Consider the following 17,087-nt stretch of genomic DNA (forward strand, 5'->3'; position numbering starts at 1 on the left):
GCGACGCCGATGCTCCCCGGGGGCGACGACGCGTCCTCCGCCGGACCGGGCCTCGTGCCGTCAGGCGTGCCACAGGTTCCCGGCGGGCCCGCCGGGGTGGTCGCTCCCGCGCATCCGGACGGCGACCACGCCGCCGGAGGCGGCGGTCAGGGCGGCGACGACGGCGACGGCCGCGGGGATGCCGAAGGCGTCGGCGACCAGGCCCGAGACCACGGCGCCGACGGCGAAGCCGCCGTCCCGCCACAGCCGGTAGACGCCCACCGATCGGGCCCGCCACGTGGGGTGGGCGACATCGCCGATGGCGGCGAGCAGGGTGGGGTAGACCATCGCGGTCCCCGACCCGAGCAGCACCGACGCCACGAGCCACACCGCGAAGGTGGAGCCGACCGCGACCAGGCCCAGGGCGACCGCCTGGAGGAGCATCCCGGTGACGATGAAGACCTTCCGGCCCCACCGGTCCGACAGCGCGCCGGTGGCCAGCTGGCCGGCGCCCCACACGGCCGGGTAGGCGGCAGCCAGGATCCCGATCTGGCCCAGGGACAGCCCGGCGGCGGCGAACAGGACCGGGAACAGCCCCCAGGCCAGGCCGTCGTTGAGGTTGTTGACCATCCCGGCCTGGCTGACCGACGAGAGGGACCGGTCGCGGAAGCTGGTCAGGGCGAGGACCTCGCGGTTGCTCAGCCCCCCGTGGGCGCCGGCGTGGGCGTCGGTGTGGTCGGCCGCCTCCAGCCGGGCGTGGTCCCGGGTCTCCCGCACGGCGAGCACCGACAGCCCCAGACCGAGAGCGATGTAGGCGGCCCCCAGCAGGAAGGGGGCCGGCCGCAGCCCGTAGTGGGCCGCCAGGTAGCCGGTGGCCATGGCGGTGGCGGCCACCCCGAGGTATCCCGCGGCCTCGTTGAGGCCCATGGCCGCGCCACGCCGGTGCGGACCGACCAGGTCCATCTTCATCACCACGGTCGTGGACCAGGTCAGGCCCTGGCTGACGCCGAGGATGACGTTGGCGACCACGATCCACGACCAGGAGGGCCCGAGGATCAGCAGGACGGGCACCGGCAGGGCGATCAGCCACCCGGCCACCAGCACCGGCTTGCGTCCCCAGCGGTCGGCGAGGGTGCCGGCGAGGTAGTTGGTCGCGGCCTTGGCCACGCCGAAGGCCAGGATGTAGGTCAGCGAGCTGGTGTGGAGATCCAGGTGGAAGACCTCGTCGGCCAGCAGCGGCAGCACGGTCCGCTCCTGCCCCAGGGTGCCGCCGACCAGTGCGTTGACGACGACGAGCAGGGTGAACTGGGCCAGATTCTGCCGCAGCCCCAGCACGGGGGCGCGGGGCGGGCGGGTCATGACCGGCGCTCCGGGGTTCCGTGGCCCTGTCCGGTACCGCCGGCGGGGGCCGGTCCCGTCCCGGCCCGGGGCATGTCGACGACGCCCATCGGCCCGGCTCAGTCCTGCGGCGTCCGCTGCCCGGCCCGGCGGGCGGCCTGCTGCGCCTGGACCTCTGCCATGTCCAGGTCCTGCACGGCGGCGATGACCTGCTCGAGCCCGGCGGCGGGGAGCGACCCCGCCCGGGAGAAGACGACCACGCCCTCGCGGAAGACCATCAGGGTGGGGATCGAGGTGATGCCGGCCGCGGCCGACAGCCGTTGCTCGGCCTCGGTGTCGACCTTGGCGAACACCATGTCGGGGTGCTCCTCCGAGACGGTCGCGTAGGTGGGGGCGAACATGCGGCAGGGCGCGCACCAGGACGCCCAGAAGTCCACCAGGACGATGTCGTTGCCCTCGACGGTGGCGGCGAAGTCGTGTTCGGTGAGGTCGACGGTGGCCACGGGGTCTCCTGGTGGGTGATCGGGGTGCGGGAAGCGCGGAGCCGGTCAGGCGGCGGGGGCGGGGATCCGGTTGATGGCAGCGGTGGCGGTGGGTTCGGCGGCGGCCCTGTTCCAGGGCATGGCGGCCAGGGCCCTGCCCATGGCGCAGGTGTTGGAGGCGGCCGAGAAGGTCAGCCCGGTGCCGATGATCCCGGCCAGGGTGCGCAGCCTCGGGGAGACGAACCGGCCCCCGACCAGCCCGGTGAGGACCAGGGAGCCGGCGACCATGCGCACCTGGCGCTCCAGGTCCCAGCGCCGCGCTCCTCGCACGACGTCGCCGCCGGCGTCGGCGTAGCCGGCGGCTCCACCGGTGAGCACGTGGGCGCTGCCGATGCCGGCCCCGGCCAGCTTCTGGCGGGCCTGCTCGGCCCGGACCCCGGACTGGCAGACCAGCACGACCCGCTCGCCCAGGCGGGCGGCCAGCTCGGCGGTGTGCTCGGCGAGCAGGGGCAGGGGCACGTTGTAGGAGCCGTGGATGTGCAGGGCCTCGAACTCGGCCGCGGAGCGGACGTCGACGACCACCAGGTCCTCGTGCTCGGCCATCCATCGGCGCAGGGTCGCAGGATCGAGGGCGGTCACGGTGGTGGAGGTCATCGGGATCCTTTCGGGGTGTTCGCGGAGGTGGTGCGCATCCAGTGTGGCAGATACCCCTAAGGGTATGCAAAACACCCCAGGGGGTATGGCCGGGGCGTGTCCGGGGCCCCTCCGGCCCGGCCGGGCCGGAGGGCTCAGCCGTAGAGCCGCTCCGAGGCCAGGCGTGCGCCCGCCACGAGGGACTCCAGCTTGGCCCATGCGATCTGCGGGTGCAGCCGCCCGCCCAGGCCGCAGTCGGTCGAGGCGACGACGTTCTCCCGGCCCACCACCGAGGCGAACTGCTCGATCCGGTCGGCGACCAGCTCGGGGTGCTCCACGACGTTCGTCGAGTGGGAGACCACGCCCGGGATGATCACCCGGCCCTCCGGGAGGGTGTGCTCCCGCCAGACCTTCCACTCGTGCGCGTGCCGGGCGGAGGACGCCTCGAAGGTGTAGCCGCCGGCGTTGATGGTGAGCATGAGGTCCACGAGGTGCTTGAGCTCGAGGTCCGTGGTGTGCGGGCCGTGCCAGGAGCCCCAGCACAGGTGGAAGCGCACCTGCTCCTCGGGGATCCCGCGCAGGGCGTGGTTGAGGGCCTCGACACGCAGGCGCGTGAACGCCAGGTAGTCCTCGACCGTGGGCTCCGGGTTGACCTGGTCCCAGGACTCGGCGATCGAGGGGTCGTCGATCTGCACCGTCAGTCCCGCGTCGGTGATCGCCAGGTACTCCTCGCGCATCGCCTCGGCGCAGGCGTGCAGGAGCTCCTCGTCGGTCTCGTAGTACTCGTTGGTCACGCGCGCGCAGGAGCCGGGGGAGAGAGCGGCGACGAAGCCGGTCTCCGCGCCCGTGGCCGCCATCGCGGCCTTCAGGTGGCGGATGTCCGAGGCCACGGCCTCCTGGCCCGTGTAGGTCAGCGGCCCGGTGATCTTGGGCTGCTTCGTGGCCGTTCGCCCGGTCAGGATGCCCGACTGCGGGTCCTCGTAGGCCTCCCGGAAGCGCTCGCGGTCCCGGCGGTCCGGGAAGCTCGTGAGCACGATGTGGCCGGGCGAGGAGCGTTTCCGCTCCGTGGAGGCCCAGCGGTCCTCGTCGGAGGGGGTGAGTCCGCCGAGGCGGCCGAAGGAGTAGTTCCACCACGCCCCGTAGTCCACCGCGCTGGACATCGTGTGCCCGTACTCGCCGTCGTTGACGACGTCCAGGCCGGTCTCGTGCTGGCGCCGGACGACGTCCTCGACGGCCGTGGCGAGCTCACCGCTGAGCTCCTCGAACGTGATCTCCCCCTCGGCGTGCCGGCGGTTCGCCTCCAGGAGGCCCGGCGTGCGGGGCAGGGAGCCCACGTGCGTGGCCCGGACGTGGTCGGTGTTCTGCATGGTCATGCGGGAGTCCTTCCTCCATCGGTCCTGGCGGTAGCACCGGGGGCGCGGCGGAGGCCCGCCCGGGTTGCTGCGGCGTCGTCGAGCCAGGTCTTTCGGCCGCTCTGGATGGTGACGCCCCCATCCAACCGCACGGCCCGGTCATGCGCCATTCGACGCCGCCGCCGTGCTCTGCGGCGGTGCACGGCGGCGGTGCGAAACCGCACGCCGCGCCACCCTCGCCGTCGTGCCGTGGATCACATACCGTGACCGTGACCGGCGCCCCCACCCCGCGGGCACGGCGGAAGGAAGGATCTCCATGCTCCAGGACAACGGTCTCGAAGGGCGCACGGCGCTGGTCACCGGCGGCGCGAGCGGCATCGGCCTGGCCGCCGCCCGTGCTCTCGCCGGCTCCGGCGCCCACGTGGTGGTGGCCGACGTCGACGAGGCCGGTGCGCAGCGCGTCGCCGGTGAGCTCGGGGGGAGGGCGTGGGTCGTCGACCTCCTCGACACGGCGGCCCTCGCCGGGCTGAGTCTCGAGGTCGACGTGCTCGTGAACAACGCCGGCATCCAGAAGGTCGCCCCGATCCACGAGTTCGACCCCGCCGACTACCACCGGATCCTGGTGCTGATGCTCGAGAGTCCGTTCCTGCTCGTGCGCGCGGCCCTGCCCCACATGTACGAGCGCGGCTGGGGCCGGGTCGTCAACGTGTCCTCGGTGCACGGCCTGCGCGCCTCGCCCTACAAGAGCGCCTACGTCTCGGCCAAGCACGGCCTCGAGGGGCTGTCCAAGACCATCGCCCTGGAGGGTGCCGAGCACGGGGTCACGAGCAACTGCGTCAACCCCGGCTACGTGCGCACGCCGCTGGTCGAGAAGCAGGTCACGGATCAGGCGAAGGTGCACGGCATCCCCGAGTCCGAGGTCGTGGAGCGGATCATGCTCGGCGAGACGCCGGTGAAGAAGCTCGTGGAGCCCGAGGACGTGGGCAGCCTCGTGGCCTGGCTCGCCGGCCCGCACGCATCCATGGTCACCGGGGCCTCCTACACCATGGACGGCGGCTGGACGGCCCGCTGAGGCCGCACCGCGCCGGCCCGGAGCCTCACCGGTGGCCCAGCTCCCGGGAGAGCCGGTGCGCCTCCGTGAGCAGGGCCCGGCCCAGGGGCTGCCGGCGCTCGCCGCTGAACCGCGGCTCGATCCCCGTGAGGCTCAGGGCGTAGGCCGGGGCGCCGGTCGCGTCGAACACCGCGGCGGCCATGCCCCAGCTGCCCTCCACGATCATGCCCGGGTTCACGGCGACACCCTCCTGCCGCACGAGCGCGAGCAGCTCCCGGATCCGCTCCGGCGTGTGCAGCGGGCCCCACTCGGCGCGCGCGGCATCCGTGGCGGCCAGGATCCGGTCGACCTCCGGGTCCGGGAGGTGGGCCAGGATCGCCAGCCCGGCCGAGGCCACCCCGAGCGGGAGCCGCAGCCCCTCGTAGAGCACGTGGGAGCGGATCGGGAACGCTCCCTCCACGCGGGCCAGGCACACGGTCTCGAGGCCCCGGCGCGCCGACAGGAACGCGCTCTCGCCGGTGGCCTCGGCGAGCCGGCGCAGCGAGGGCCCGGCCAGCTCGCGGATCGGATAGCGGTGCGCGGCGACCGCCCCCAGCACGTACAGCTCCGGGCCCAGCTGCCACGCCCCCGTCCCCGCGGAGCGGTCGACGAGACCCTCCTCGGCCAGCCCCGTGAGCAGCCGGTGCACGGTGGGCCGGGTCAGGCCGGTGGCGGCCGCGAGCTCCGCCACCGTGCTGCCCTCCTCCCGCCCGGCGACCGCCCGCAGCAGCAGTGCCACGCGGTGGACCACCTGGGTACCCGCTCCGGTCTCCCGAGGTGCTTCTTCCCGTGCCGATCCCGTCGCCGCCATGCTCTCCACTATATGGACAGTTCGGCAGGAAGTGGCCGCATGGTGACGAATTCTCCCGGAACGACAGGGCGTATGTTGACCGCTATGTGGCGGGTCCATAGATTGAGTGGTGGATCACAGTCCGACGAGAGGAAGGGACGAAGGTGTCCAAGGTCAGAGAGAACGCCGCCGAACTGCTGGCGGAGAACCTGCGGGACGGCATGACGCTCGCCGTGGGCGGGTTCGGGCTCAGCGGGATCCCCCGGGACCTCATCGAGGCGGTCCGGGGCTCCGGGGTCACCGGTCTCACGGTGGTCTCCAACAACATGGGGGTGGACGGCAAGGGCCTCGGCATCCTGCTCGAGAACCACCAGGTCAAGAAGGTGCTCGCCTCCTACGTGGGAGAGAACAAGCTGTTCGCGCGGCAGTACCTCGACGGCGAGCTCGAGGTCGAGTTCAACCCGCAGGGCACCCTCGCCGAGCGGCTGCGGGCCGGCGGCGCCGGCATTCCCGCCTTCTACACGAGGACCGGCGTGGGCACCCTCGTGGCCGAGGGCAAGCCCCACGCCGAGTTCGACGGCGAGACGTACGTCCAGGAGCGCGGCATCGTGGCGGACATCGCCCTGGTGCACGCGCACACCGGTGACACCGACGGCAACCTCGTCTACCGCTACACCGCCCGCAACTTCAACCCGATCGTGGCGACCGCCGGCAGGGTCACCTTCGCCGAGGTCGAGAACCTGGTCCAGGTCGGGGAGATCCACCCCGACCACGTCGTGACCCCGGGCGTCTTCGTCCAGCACGTGGCCCGGTACAGCGGCGCCCCCAAGGACATCGAGCAGCGCACCGTCCGGCCCCGCCCCGTGGCGGTCGGGCAGTCCCAGCAGAACGGAGGCCAGGCATGAGCTGGACCCGCGACGAGATGGCGGCCATCGCGGCCGCCGAGCTCAACGACGGCGACTACGTCAACCTCGGCATCGGCATCCCCACCCTCGTGGCGAACAACCTCCCGGAGGGCGTCAACGTGGTGCTGCAGTCCGAGAACGGTGTCCTCGGCATGGGACCCTTCCCCTACGAGGGCGACGAGGACCCGGACCTCATCAACGCCGGCAAGCAGACCATCACGCTGCTGCCCGGGGCGTCGATCTTCGACTCCGCCACGTCCTTCGGGATGATCCGCGGCGGTCACGTCAAGGTCGCCATCCTCGGCGCCATGCAGGTCTCCGGCAGCGGGGACCTGGCCAACTGGACCATTCCCGGCAAGATGGTCAAGGGGATGGGCGGGGCGATGGACCTCGTCGCGGGAACCCCCCGCGTCGTCGTGATCACCGACCACGTGGCCAAGGACGGCTCCGCCAAGATCAAGACGGAGTGCGACCTCCCGCTCACCGGCGTGGGGGTGGTGAACCGCATCGTGACGGACCTCTGCGTGTTCGACGTCGAGGACGGCGCGCTCGCCCTGCGCAGCCTCGCCCCCGGCGTCACCGAGGACGAGGTGCGCGAGAAGACCGAGGCGTCCTTCCGCACCGACCTGGCGGACGTCACCCCCGACACCGTCCCCACCGAGACCGCCGCCACCGGCGGCGCTGAGGAGCACCGATGAGCACCGCCGACGACGTCGTCATCCTGTCCGGCGCCCGCACCCCGCAGGGGAAGATCCTGGGGCAGCTGGCGTCCCTGACCGCCGCCGATCTGGGCGCCCACGCCATCAAGGCCGCCCTCGAGCGCGCCGCGGTGGCCCCCGACCAGGTCGACTACGTGGTCATGGGCCACGTCCTGCAGGCCGGCGCCGGCCAGAACCCGGCCCGCCAGGCCGCCGTCGCCGCAGGGATCCCCCTGAACGTGCCCGCAGAGACCGTGAACAAGGTCTGCCTGTCCGGGCTCGTGGCCATCACGAACGCCGCGCGGATGATCCGTGCGGGCGAGGCCGAGATCGCCGTGGCCGGAGGCCAGGAGTCCATGACCAACGCGCCCCACGTCGCCATGGGCGTGCGCCGGGGCAAGGGCTACGGCGACCTGAAGCTCGAGGACTCGGTGGCCAAGGACGGCCTGGTCGATGCCGCGGCCGCCGTCTCCATGGGCTCGCTCACGGAGGCCGGCAACAGCGAGCGCTCCATCTCCCGGGAGGAGCAGGACCGGGTGGCCGCGCAGAGCCACCGGCGTGCCGCGCGCGCCACGGACGAGGGCGTGTTCCGGGACGAGATCGCCCCGGTGACGATCCCGCAGCGCAAGGGCGACCCCCTGGTCGTGGACACGGACCAGGGCATCCGGCCGGACTCCACGGCCGAGTCCATGGCGAGGCTGCGCCCGGCCTTCGAGAAGGACGGCACCATCACGGCCGGCAACTCCTCCCCCCTCTCGGACGGCGCCGCGGCCGTGGTGCTCACCACGCGCGAGTACGCCGAGCGGCACGGTCTCGAGTGGCTCGCCGTCGTCGGCGCCCCGGGGCAGGTGGCCGGGCCGGACACGTCCCTGCACTCGCAGCCGTCCCGGGCGATCGAGGCGGCGGTGGCGAAGGCCGGCTGGTCCGTGCAGGACCTCGACTTCATCGAGATCAACGAGGCGTTCGCGTCCGTGCTGATCCAGTCCCTGCGGGACCTCGACTACCCGATCGAGAAGGCCAACATCCACGGCGGCGCCGTGGCGGTGGGTCACCCGATCGGCGCCTCCGGGGCCCGGCTGGCCCTGCACGCCGCCCTGGAGCTCTCCCGCCGCGGCACGGGCAGGGCCGCCGTCTCCCTGTGCGGCGGCGGCGGTCAGGGCGAGGCGCTGCTGCTCCACCGCGACTGAGGCCCGGTCCACCCGGACCGGCCCCGTTCCCGTGCCCGGCCACGCAGTCCCGCGGCCGGGCACGGGAGCGGGGTCAGCCGTGTCGAGGGGACCGGGGGTCCTGCTCGTCGAGCGGAGCCGACCGGGCCAGGTCCACGAACGCCCGGGCGGTGCGGCTCAGCGGGACGGCGGCGCTCCAGGCCGCGACGACGGCGACGGGTTCGGCCTGTGCGGGGACGATCTCCCGGACGACCACCCGGCGGCCCTCGTGCGTGCGGTCCGTGCCGGACCGCTGCACCGTCACGGCCCAGCCGAAGCCCCGTCCCACCAACGAGCGCACGGTCTCGAAGCTCTCGGACCGGTAGCGCACGCGCGGCACGATCCCGGCGGCGCGGAACATGCCGTCCACGTGCTGGCTGCTCAGGGGGGTGTCCAGCGAGATGAAGGGCTCCTGGGCCAGGGTCCGCAGGTCGAGCGGACCGGACGCCCGTGCGGCCGGGTGCTCGGCCGGCAGCAGCACGCCGGGGTGCCTGGTCGCCAGCCGGGTGCGCTCGAGGTCCGGGTGCAGGCCGACGTCGAAGGTCAGCGCCAGGTCCAGCGACCCGGAGAGCACCTCGGGCTCCAGCCGGTCCATCGGGGCCTCGCGGAACCGGACGTCCGCGGCGGGGTGGGCGGTCAGGAAGCCCTCGAGCAGCCCCGGCAGCAGCGACGGCCCGAGGCTCGGGAAGCATCCGAGGGAGACCGTGCCGCGCAGCTCCCCGGCCCCGGCCGCTTGCTCGTAGAGGGCGCCGGAGTGCCTCAGCACGGTCCGGGCCAGGGGCAGCACGGACCGGCCCGCCGTGGTGAGCTGCACGCCCTGGGCGCGCCGGCGCACCAGCAGCGTGGTCCGCAGGACCCGCTCCAGCTCGGTGACGGCCAGGGACACCGCGGTCTGGGACACGAGCAGCCGTTCGGCGGCGGCGCTGAACGAGCCGGCGTCGGCCACGGCGAGGAAGATCTGCAGCTGGCGCAGCGTGAAGGGCGGGGCGTCGGAGCCGGGGACCGCCGGCGGCGGGTCGGTCTCGGTCATCCCCGGGGCGCGGGGGCGGTGGTCGGCACGGCGGTTCCTTCGGGTGGGGCGGGACCGGCTCCGCGGGGTGGACCCGCGCGGAGCCCGTGGGGCGGGGGAGGGCTACCGCTGCTGAGCGGCCAGGTCCAGGGCCTCCCGGACGGCGGCCGGCTCGGGGTGGTTCGTGGCCAGCAGCAGCACGGCCTTGGCGAGGAAGGCGACCCTGGACCCGTCGTCGTCGGCGGCGTCCAGGCCCTCGCTGATGCCGCGCCAGACCGTCTCGACGGTCTCGGCCTCGGGGTCGGGCGTGCGGGTGCGGCGCTCCGTGACGTACCGGCTCCCGGTGCGACCGGCCGCGACGCCCGCCGCGATCCCGGTGGGTTCCGTGGTCTCGCCGGGCGCCAGCACGGCCAGCACCAGGCCTTCCGGCCGCAGGACGACGACGTGCTCGCCCTCGATCCCCAGCAGCGCCCGATCCGCGGCGCTGAGCTCGAGCACGCGGGCGCCCTCCTGCGGGAACTGCGCCGCGAAGGCGTCGGCGGTGCGGCGGGCCGGCTCGGCGGTGCCCCGGGTCCCGATCACCGTGAATCCCCGGTCCGTGGCGCGGTACAGGGTCGTGCCCAGGTCCGGCAGGTGCGTGTCGGCCACGGGGTCGCCGGGGTGGATCCCGGCCCGGGAGCCGGGAGTGCCCCAGTTGATCAGGGAACCGCGGGCGTGGGTGGCCGAGGACTGCCGGGGGTCCACGAGGTGGCGCAGTGCGGGCCGGGCGCCGATCAGCGGCAGGACAGCCTCGCGGGAGGCCTTGTAGCCGAACGTGCCCGGGGTCATGAAGAGGGTGCTCAGGGTGGCGTTGGAGATGTTCTGCTCCCACGCGTACCGGCGCTCGGCGGCGTAGGCGTCCAGGAGGGCCGGCCGGGCCGCGCCCAAGACGACGGCGGCCAGCTGCCACGAGGCCGTGGCGGCGTCCTCGAGGCCCGAGTTCATCCCGCGCACGCCGAAGATCGGCACGAGGTGGGCGGCGTCGCCGACGAACACGACGTTGCCGTGGCGGAAGTCCTCCAGCGCGAGCGCCCGGGCGCTGTAGAGGCTGGACCAGACCATCTCCCACTGCGCGTCGGTCTCGCCGAGCCATTCGAGGTGCTCGGTGATGCGGGCCCGGATGACCTCGGGGCGCTGCTCGTGCTCGGGGTCGTCCTCGTCCCGCAGCTGGTAGTCGACGCGCCAGACGTCGTCGGGCTGCTTGTGCATGATGATCGTCGACCCGCGGTTGGACTCGGGGTCGAACCACACGAAGCGCTCGGTGGGCCAGTCGTTGACCCACGTGATGTCGGCGATGACGTAGCGGCCCTCGTAGCTGGTGCCCTCCAGCCGCAGGTCCATCGCGCGGCGGACGGCGCTGCGGGCGCCGTCGGCGGCGGCCACCCACGCCGTGCGCAGGGTGCGCTCGCCCTCCGGGGCGGAGACGGTCAGCTCCACGGTGCGGTCGGTGCCGTGCGCCGCGGCCGAGGCCGGAACCTCCTGGACGCCGGTCACCTCGCAGGAGGTCAGCACCGTGGCCCCCGGCTCGGCCAGCAGGGCCTCCCAGAGGTACTGCTCGATGTCCGCCTGCGAGATGTTGACCATGGGCGGGCGCACGAACTTCTCGTCGTTGGGCATCACGAACTCGAGGATCTGCTGGTCCCGGTAGAAGCTCTTGCCGCGGTCCCACACGAGGGAGCGCTCCTGCACGCGGTCGCCCACGCCCAGCCGGTCGAGGATCTCCAGGGAGTGGCGGGAGGTGCAGATGGCGCGGGAGCCGACCGAGACGGTGTCGCGGGCCTCGACGAGGACGGTCGGGATGCCACGGCGGACCAGGCCGAGGGCGGTGGTCAGGCCCACGGGGCCGCCGCCGACGACCGTGACGGGGTGCACCTCGTCCCAGAATCCCGGGGCGGGCGGCGTGTGGGGAACCGTGAAGGTGTTCAGGGCGCTCATGGTGTCTCCGGATCGTTGCGTCAGGGCTTCATCGATGTTAGGCAGGACACACCAAAATAATCAATGCTTGAACTACTTGGGGGGATCCCAAGTTCTCCTGGGGTGCAGAGGGCGTGCCCCCGCCGCCTCCTGCCCCGCTGTTCCGGTCCGGCGTCCGTCCGGTGCGGGCGACCGCCGGGCCGGGCGCGCGTTCCTGCCTGCGGGGTGGTGCTATCGGCGGGCCCGGGCGCCGATGCGCTCCCGCTGCTCCATGAGCTTCTCGAGCAGGGTCACGAGGGTGTGCTGCTCGTCGTCGGTCAGGGCCTCGGCCCACTGGCTCTCGCGCTCGTTCTGCGCCCGGAACGCCACGCGGATCTTCGCCAGGCCGTCCTCGGTCAGGCGGAGTGTGACGGAGCGCCCGTCGTCGGGGGAGGCCTCGCGCCGCAGCAGGCCCTTGCCGACGAGCGTGCCCGTCAGGTTGGAGACCGCCGCGCGGCTCATGCCGGTCAGCCGCGCCGCCTCGTTCGGGCTCAGGGGCCCGGAGACCCACAGTGCGAGCAGCAGGCGGAAGCTGGACCAGGTGCCGCCGGCCGGGCGGTGGATCGTGGACTCGAAGTCGTAGACCGCGGTCGAGGAGGAGCGGTTGAGCGAGAGGAAGAGCCGGTTCGCGTCCAGGTCCGCGTCCGGGAACTCCTGTGAGATCCGGCGCTGGGCGGCCTGGACGAAGGACCAGTAGTCCGGCGGTGTGGCGGAGGTGTCGCCGGCGGGGGCCGGGCGGTCGTGGTTCGGCATGGCGACGATTCTATGCCAGGGGTTGCCCAAAGTAGTACAAGCATTTACTATTTGCTGGAGAGCTGGATCACAGACCGCCACGTGCGGCCCGACACGAGGAGATGGACATGGCCTACTACCGCCGGCTGGGCCCGGTGCCCCGGCAGCGCCACACCCTGTTCAAGGACGAGGACGGCAGCGTCCTCTACGAGGAGCTCATGGGCGAGGAGGGCTTCTCCTCCGACTCCTCGCTGCTCTACCACCGGTACATCCCCTCGGCGATCGTCGGGACGCGGCCGTGGGACCTGCCGGACCAGACGCTGACCCCGAACGACCCCCTGCTGCCGCGGCACCTGAAGCTGCACGACCTGTTCACCGAGGAGCAGGCGGCCGGCACCGACGCCGTGACCGGGCGGCGGCTCGTGCTGGGCAACGGGGACGTGCGCATCTCCTACGCGTACGTGGGAACGACCTCGCCGCTGTACAAGAACGCGGTGGGCGACGAGTGCGTGTACGTCGAGCGCGGCTCGGCCCTGGTGGAGACCCAGTTCGGCCCCCTCGAGGCCGTCGAGGGCGACTACGTGATCATCCCCCGGGCGACCATCCACCGCTGGGTGCTGCGCGAGGGGGAGACCGCCCGCCTCTACTTCGTCGAGGCCAACAGCCACATCGGGCCCCCGCACCGCTACCTCTCCAAGTACGGCCAGCTGCTGGAGCACGCACCGTACTGCGAGCGCGATCTGCACGGGCCCACCGAGACCCTCCTGCGCGAGGAGACCGACGTGGAGGTCTACATCAAGCACCGCGGCCGCGGCGCCTCCGGGCTGCACGGGACGGTCCACGTCCTGCCGCACCACCCCTTCGACGTCGTGGGCTGGGACGGGTGCCTGTACCCGTACACCTTCAACATCACGGACTACATGCCCATCACGGGCAAGGTGCACCAGCCGCCGCCCGTGCACCAGGTCTTCGAGGGCCACAACTTCGTGATCTGCAACTTCGTGCCCCGCAAGGTCGACTACCACGAGCTGGCGGTGCCGGTGCCGTACTACCACTCCAACGTGGACTCCGACGAGATCATGTTCTACGTGGACGGGGACTACGAGGCGCGCAAGGGCTCCGGGATCGGCAAGGGCTCGATCTCCATCCACCCCGGTGGGCACCCGCACGGCCCGCAGCCGGGGGCGATCGAGGCCTCGGTCGGTGTGGAGTACTTCGAGGAGACCGCGGTCATGGTCGACACCTTCCGCCCCCTCGACCTGGGCGAGGCGGCGGTGGCCACCGACGACGGCAAGTACGCCTCGTCCTGGACGCCCGGGCGCGAGTGGACCGGGGGGATGTGGTCGAACTCGTGAGCGGCACCGTCACCACGGACACCGGCGCGCGGACCGTGCCGGCCCAGTTCACCGGCTTCTTCGACGACGCCGCGACCTTCCCGCCGGGCCTGGCCCCGCTGGAGCGGGCCGTCGTCGACCACGTGGCGCGATGGGCGAACCCGCTCGTCGCGGCGGTGGGGCCGGCCGTGCTGGCGCTGAAGGACCTGCCCGAGGCCAAGCGCATCGCCTCCGGCCTGGACCGTGGCGGGCGGGCGATCGAGGTCTCCGCCGTGGTCCCCGCCGGGCAGCTGCAAGCCGCCCTGGACCTGGCGGAGGAGCTCGGTCCCGAGCTGAGGGTCGTCTCCGTCGAGCTCAAGACCGACCCGGCCGACCGCCACGTGTGGGCGGCGCAGGCCCGCGAGGCGGCCGCGGTCGAGGGCGTGCCGGTCTTCGTGGAGCTCACCGCAGGCCAGGTGGCCGCCGGGGCGCTGGGGCTGCTCGAGGGCACCGGGCTGCGCCTGAAGTACCGCACCGGGGGGATCGAGGCGCACCTGTTCCCCACCCCTGAGCAGCTGGCCTCCGTGCTGGTGGAGGCGGTGGCCGCGCGGCTCCCGTTCAAGCTCACCGCCGGGCTCCACGAGGCCGTGCGGTACACGAACCCGGCCACGGGGTTGACCCACCACGGCTTCCTCAACATCGCGATGGCCACCGGGGCTGCCCGGGCCCAGGAACCGGCCGAACGCGTGGCCGCCCTGCTCACCGAGAGCGAACCGGCCCCCCTCGTGGAGCTCGCCCGGGTCTCGGACGGGGCGTGGCGGAAGTCGTTCACGTCCTTCGGGACCTGCAGCGTGGCCGAGCCCGCCGAGAGCCTCGAGAAGCTCGGCCTCTTCCCGCCCGGTCTCGTCTGAACCGGCACCCTCCCGGGCCCGCGGTCGCGGGCGCGGGAAGGTGCCGCCGTCATCCTCTGTCCCCCTGCTTCGAAGGAGTTCCACCGTGACCACTGCAGCCGACCGTTTCGCCACCGAGGGCTTCGGGCCCCAGAACCTTCCCTACGCCTCCTTCTCCACGGCCGGCGGGGCCCCGCGGCTGGGGGTGCGCCTGGGCGAGCGGGCGATCGACGTGAACGCGCTGGCCACGGCCCTCGACACCACGGGGCCGGTGCTGCCCGAGGGCCTGCACACCGCCGTGTCCGCCCCCGACCTGGACGTCCTGCTGGCCGCCGGCCGGGAGGCGTGGACCGCCCTGCGTGCCTGGCTGGTCGAGGTCGTGACCACCGACGGGGCGGCCGAGGCCGTCGAGCGGGCCTCCCACCCGGTGGAGGAGGTCCGGCTGCACATGCCGTTCACGGTGGCCGACTACGTCGACTACTACGCCTCCGAGCACCACGCCTCCAACGTGGGCAGGATGTTCCGCCCCGACCAGGCTCCGCTGCTGCCCAACTGGAAGCGCCTGCCGGTGGGCTACCACGGCCGGGCCGGCACCGTGATCCCCTCGGGGCAGGACTTCCCCCGCCCCAAGGGCCTGCGACCCGAGCAGGACGGCACGCCCAGCTTCGGTCCCTCCCGCCGCCTCGACATCGAGGCCGAGATCGGCTTCGTGCTGGGCGGCTCCGCCCCCGCGGGAGAGGTCTCCGTGGCGCGGGCGGCGGCCGAGCACCTCTTCGGCGTCGTGCTCTTCAACGACTGGTCCGCCCGCGACATCCAGGCCTACGAGTACGTGCCGCTGGGGCCCTACCTGGGCAAGTCCTTCGCGTCCTCGATCTCCCTGTGGGTCGTGCCCTGGGAGGCCCTGGCGGCCGCCCGCGTGGCGCCCCCGGCCCGCGAGCACGAGCTCGCCCCGTACCTCGACGACAGCTCCGGCGGGCCGTGGGGGCTGGACATCACCATGGAGGTTGTCCTGGACGGGCAGGCCGTCTCCCACCCCCCGGTGCGCACCATGTACTGGACCGCCCCGCAGATGGTCGCCCACATGACCGTCAACGGCGCGAGCCTGCGCCCCGGCGACTTCTTCGGCTCGGGCACCGTCTCGGGCCCCGAGGCGGACCAGCGCGGGTCCTTCCTGGAGCTCTCCTGGGGAGGCAAGGAACCTTTCACCCTTGCCGACGGGACCGAGATGAGCTTCCTCGAGGACGGACAGACCGTGACCCTCAAGGGCACCGCACCGGGTCCGGACGGCTCGGTCATCGACTTCGGCGAGTGCACCGCCACCGTCCTGCCCGCCACCTGAGGTCCCGCCGCCTCCACGACCGCACCGCACCGTCCGGCGCACCCCCGGTCCGCCCCGGGGTCACCACGGGCCTCCCGGGCCGGCCCGGTGCGTTCGTCGTGGGGCAGGGGAGGCGCAGGGCCCTCAGCGCACCGCCAGGCCGCGCAGGAGGACCGCCAGCCCCGCCTCGAAGTCCTCCTCGTCCGCGGCGTCCTGTGCGGGCGTGCTCCCGCCGATCGCCGTGCGGGTCTGCTGGGCGGCCACCGAGCCCAGGCCGAACCGGACCAGCGCGAGGGCGCCCTGCCGGGCCGCGACGTCGTCGAGACCGTTCGCCCGCAGCCGTGCGACGAGCTGGGCCGTGGGCGGCAGCTCGTGGGGTGCGAGGGCGTGGGCCACGGCGACGACGTCGGCGCCGTCCCGCACCGCCAGGACCGCCCGGCGCAGGGCACGCAGCAGGTCCGCGGGGGAACGGTCCTCGTCCTCGCCCACGGGGGCGAGCATCCGCTCGGCGAGGGCCAGCAGCAGCTCTTGCTTGTTGGCCACGTGCCAGTAGAGGGCGCCCGGCTGCACCTCCAGCTCACGGGCCAGCCGGCGCATGGTGAGGTCGCCCAGGCCGTAGGTGCGCAGCAGCTCCCAGGCCGCGTCCACCACGGCGGGTCGGTTCAGGGCCACGGGCGATCCTCCTCGGACGGCGGCGGGACCGCCCCAGTCTACGGTCGCGCGGCCCCGGGACCGGAGGACTCCGGCGGCAGATCCACTCCGCCGGGGCCCAGGAGGCTCTGCGCGGCGTCCCAGCGGGCGATCTCGCACCCGTCGGTCCGGGAGAACCCGGTGTCCACGGGCTCCCCGTCCACGGTGCCCGTGACGCGGGCGGTCTGCGGGCCGCCGTACTGCTGCGTGCAGGCGAGGTCCGGATCGCGTTCGGCCGTGAAGAAGTCCGCGCCGAGGGAGAGCACGTCCGCGCAGGCGGCCTCCGCGTCCGGGTGGGTGGTGGCCGGGCCGGGCCTCCCATCGGCGCACTCGAGGACGTACTGCTCCTGTGCCGCCGACTCGTCCGCGCGGACCGACACGTCCAGCAGGGCCCGGCCGGCGGGGGCCGTGCCCGGGTCGGGGGAGGCCGTGCCCGGCTCGGGGGTGGCCGTGCCCGGGTCCGACGCGCCGGGGCTCGGCGCCGAGCCGTCGGAGCGCGGGGCGCACGCGGTCAGCAGCAGCCCGGCGAGGGCGAGGGCCGTGAGGTGCGCGGCCGCGACCGTCCTGCCGCGCGGGGTGCGCCGACACACCGGGGACGTCGAGATCCGGTCGGAGGCGGGTCGCGGGTTCCTCATGACAGAGCTCCTCGGGGTCGGGGTCGGGATCGGGGT

At 73.4% G+C, this 17,087-nt stretch carries 17 protein-coding genes; 7 read left to right on the forward strand and 10 right to left on the reverse strand.

Features of this window, described 5'->3' with window-relative positions; all coding sequences use genetic code 11:
• Positions 1-60: 60 nt before the first annotated feature.
• The 4 genes from ACH9EU_RS15580 to ACH9EU_RS15595 form a co-directional block, all read right to left on the reverse strand.
• Positions 61-1,338, reverse strand: a complete 1,278-nt coding sequence (locus tag ACH9EU_RS15580; RefSeq protein WP_396414812.1) for an MFS transporter — start codon at positions 1,336-1,338, stop codon at positions 61-63.
• 98 nt (positions 1,339-1,436) lie between these two features.
• The gene (gene trxA / locus ACH9EU_RS15585) at positions 1,437-1,820 is read right to left on the reverse strand and encodes a thioredoxin (protein ID WP_396414813.1); all 384 of its coding nucleotides are present in this window, start codon (positions 1,818-1,820) and stop codon (positions 1,437-1,439) included.
• Between the two features lie 45 nt (positions 1,821-1,865).
• Positions 1,866-2,453: a rhodanese-like domain-containing protein gene (locus ACH9EU_RS15590; protein WP_396414814.1), complete on the reverse strand. Its 588-nt coding sequence runs from the start codon at positions 2,451-2,453 to the stop codon at positions 1,866-1,868.
• Positions 2,454-2,587: 134 nt separating this feature from the next.
• Positions 2,588-3,805: a cobalamin-independent methionine synthase II family protein gene (locus ACH9EU_RS15595; protein ID WP_396414815.1), complete on the reverse strand. Its 1,218-nt coding sequence runs from the start codon at positions 3,803-3,805 to the stop codon at positions 2,588-2,590.
• 295 nt (positions 3,806-4,100) lie between these two features.
• On the opposite strand from ACH9EU_RS15595, the gene ACH9EU_RS15600 reads away from it, so the two are divergent.
• Positions 4,101-4,856: a 3-hydroxybutyrate dehydrogenase gene (locus tag ACH9EU_RS15600; protein ID WP_396414816.1), complete on the forward strand. Its 756-nt coding sequence runs from the start codon at positions 4,101-4,103 to the stop codon at positions 4,854-4,856.
• A gap of 25 nt (positions 4,857-4,881) precedes the next feature.
• Here the strand turns inward: ACH9EU_RS15600 and ACH9EU_RS15605 are convergent, their stop codons facing one another.
• Positions 4,882-5,685 (reverse strand): IclR family transcriptional regulator domain-containing protein, encoded by an 804-nt coding sequence (locus ACH9EU_RS15605; protein ID WP_396414817.1) that lies wholly within the window; start codon positions 5,683-5,685, stop codon positions 4,882-4,884.
• A gap of 143 nt (positions 5,686-5,828) precedes the next feature.
• On the opposite strand from ACH9EU_RS15605, the gene ACH9EU_RS15610 reads away from it, so the two are divergent.
• From ACH9EU_RS15610 to ACH9EU_RS15620, 3 genes are read left to right on the forward strand one after another with little or no spacing between them, the layout of a single operon-like run.
• On the forward strand, positions 5,829-6,569 hold the full coding sequence (locus tag ACH9EU_RS15610) for a 3-oxoacid CoA-transferase subunit A (RefSeq protein WP_396414818.1): 741 nt from the start codon (positions 5,829-5,831) through the stop codon (positions 6,567-6,569).
• On the forward strand, positions 6,566-7,267 hold the full coding sequence (locus ACH9EU_RS15615) for a CoA transferase subunit B (protein WP_396414819.1): 702 nt from the start codon (positions 6,566-6,568) through the stop codon (positions 7,265-7,267). Before ACH9EU_RS15610 ends, ACH9EU_RS15615 begins: the two co-directional genes overlap by 4 nt.
• Complete coding sequence (locus ACH9EU_RS15620; protein WP_396414820.1) at positions 7,264-8,454, forward strand: acetyl-CoA C-acyltransferase; 1,191 nt, start codon at positions 7,264-7,266, stop codon at positions 8,452-8,454. The genes ACH9EU_RS15615 and ACH9EU_RS15620 overlap by 4 nt, the downstream gene beginning before the upstream one ends.
• A gap of 73 nt (positions 8,455-8,527) precedes the next feature.
• Here the strand turns inward: ACH9EU_RS15620 and ACH9EU_RS15625 are convergent, their stop codons facing one another.
• The 3 genes from ACH9EU_RS15625 to ACH9EU_RS15635 all read right to left on the reverse strand — a co-directional run bounded on the left by ACH9EU_RS15625 (position 8,528) and on the right by ACH9EU_RS15635 (position 12,226).
• Positions 8,528-9,502, reverse strand: a complete 975-nt coding sequence (locus ACH9EU_RS15625) for a LysR substrate-binding domain-containing protein (RefSeq protein ID WP_396414821.1) — start codon at positions 9,500-9,502, stop codon at positions 8,528-8,530.
• A gap of 102 nt (positions 9,503-9,604) precedes the next feature.
• Positions 9,605-11,455 carry an FAD-dependent monooxygenase gene (locus ACH9EU_RS15630; protein WP_396414822.1) on the reverse strand — a complete coding sequence of 617 codons (1,851 nt, stop codon included), beginning with the start codon at positions 11,453-11,455 and terminating at the stop codon, positions 9,605-9,607.
• Between the two features lie 210 nt (positions 11,456-11,665).
• Positions 11,666-12,226 (reverse strand): MarR family transcriptional regulator, encoded by a 561-nt coding sequence (locus tag ACH9EU_RS15635; protein ID WP_396414823.1) that lies wholly within the window; start codon positions 12,224-12,226, stop codon positions 11,666-11,668.
• Positions 12,227-12,333: 107 nt separating this feature from the next.
• Here ACH9EU_RS15635 and ACH9EU_RS15640 point away from each other — a divergent pair, with 107 nt between their 5' ends.
• From ACH9EU_RS15640 to fahA, 3 genes are all read left to right on the forward strand, one after another.
• The gene (locus ACH9EU_RS15640; RefSeq protein ID WP_396414824.1) at positions 12,334-13,560 is read left to right on the forward strand and encodes a homogentisate 1,2-dioxygenase; all 1,227 of its coding nucleotides are present in this window, start codon (positions 12,334-12,336) and stop codon (positions 13,558-13,560) included.
• The gene (locus ACH9EU_RS15645; RefSeq protein WP_396414825.1) at positions 13,557-14,429 is read left to right on the forward strand and encodes a hypothetical protein; all 873 of its coding nucleotides are present in this window, start codon (positions 13,557-13,559) and stop codon (positions 14,427-14,429) included. The genes ACH9EU_RS15640 and ACH9EU_RS15645 overlap by 4 nt, the downstream gene beginning before the upstream one ends.
• A gap of 85 nt (positions 14,430-14,514) precedes the next feature.
• Positions 14,515-15,747 (forward strand): fumarylacetoacetase, encoded by a 1,233-nt coding sequence (gene fahA / locus ACH9EU_RS15650; RefSeq protein ID WP_396414826.1) that lies wholly within the window; start codon positions 14,515-14,517, stop codon positions 15,745-15,747.
• 123 nt (positions 15,748-15,870) lie between these two features.
• On the opposite strand, the gene ACH9EU_RS15655 is transcribed toward fahA, so the two are convergent.
• A complete protein-coding gene (locus ACH9EU_RS15655; protein WP_396414827.1) occupies positions 15,871-16,398 on the reverse strand; it encodes a TetR family transcriptional regulator in 528 nt (175 codons plus the stop codon).
• A gap of 38 nt (positions 16,399-16,436) precedes the next feature.
• Positions 16,437-17,051, reverse strand: a complete 615-nt coding sequence (locus ACH9EU_RS15660) for an SSI family serine proteinase inhibitor (RefSeq protein WP_396414828.1) — start codon at positions 17,049-17,051, stop codon at positions 16,437-16,439.
• Between the last annotated feature and the right edge of the window lie 36 nt (positions 17,052-17,087).

The organism is Kocuria rhizosphaerae (genome assembly GCF_044462265.1).
Classification (GTDB): Bacteria; Actinomycetota; Actinomycetes; order Actinomycetales; family Micrococcaceae; genus Kocuria; species Kocuria rhizosphaerae.

Bases quoted from the DNA above. Each gene is read 5' to 3' on its own strand.
- ACH9EU_RS15580 (WP_396414812.1), bottom strand. From the start codon at position 1,338: ATGACCCGCCCGCCCCGCGCCCCCGTGCTGGGGCTGCGGCAGAATCTG.
- ACH9EU_RS15590 (WP_396414814.1), bottom strand. From the start codon at position 2,453: ATGACCTCCACCACCGTGACCGCCCTCGATCCTGCGACCCTGCGCCGA.
- ACH9EU_RS15595 (WP_396414815.1), bottom strand. From the start codon at position 3,805: ATGACCATGCAGAACACCGACCACGTCCGGGCCACGCACGTGGGCTCC.
- ACH9EU_RS15600 (WP_396414816.1), top strand. From the start codon at position 4,101: ATGCTCCAGGACAACGGTCTCGAAGGGCGCACGGCGCTGGTCACCGGC.
- ACH9EU_RS15605 (WP_396414817.1), bottom strand. From the start codon at position 5,685: ATGGCGGCGACGGGATCGGCACGGGAAGAAGCACCTCGGGAGACCGGA.
- ACH9EU_RS15615 (WP_396414819.1), top strand. From the start codon at position 6,566: ATGAGCTGGACCCGCGACGAGATGGCGGCCATCGCGGCCGCCGAGCTC.
- ACH9EU_RS15620 (WP_396414820.1), top strand. From the start codon at position 7,264: ATGAGCACCGCCGACGACGTCGTCATCCTGTCCGGCGCCCGCACCCCG.
- ACH9EU_RS15625 (WP_396414821.1), bottom strand. From the start codon at position 9,502: ATGACCGAGACCGACCCGCCGCCGGCGGTCCCCGGCTCCGACGCCCCG.
- ACH9EU_RS15630 (WP_396414822.1), bottom strand. From the start codon at position 11,455: ATGAGCGCCCTGAACACCTTCACGGTTCCCCACACGCCGCCCGCCCCG.
- ACH9EU_RS15635 (WP_396414823.1), bottom strand. From the start codon at position 12,226: ATGCCGAACCACGACCGCCCGGCCCCCGCCGGCGACACCTCCGCCACA.
- ACH9EU_RS15640 (WP_396414824.1), top strand. From the start codon at position 12,334: ATGGCCTACTACCGCCGGCTGGGCCCGGTGCCCCGGCAGCGCCACACC.
- ACH9EU_RS15660 (WP_396414828.1), bottom strand. From the start codon at position 17,051: ATGAGGAACCCGCGACCCGCCTCCGACCGGATCTCGACGTCCCCGGTG.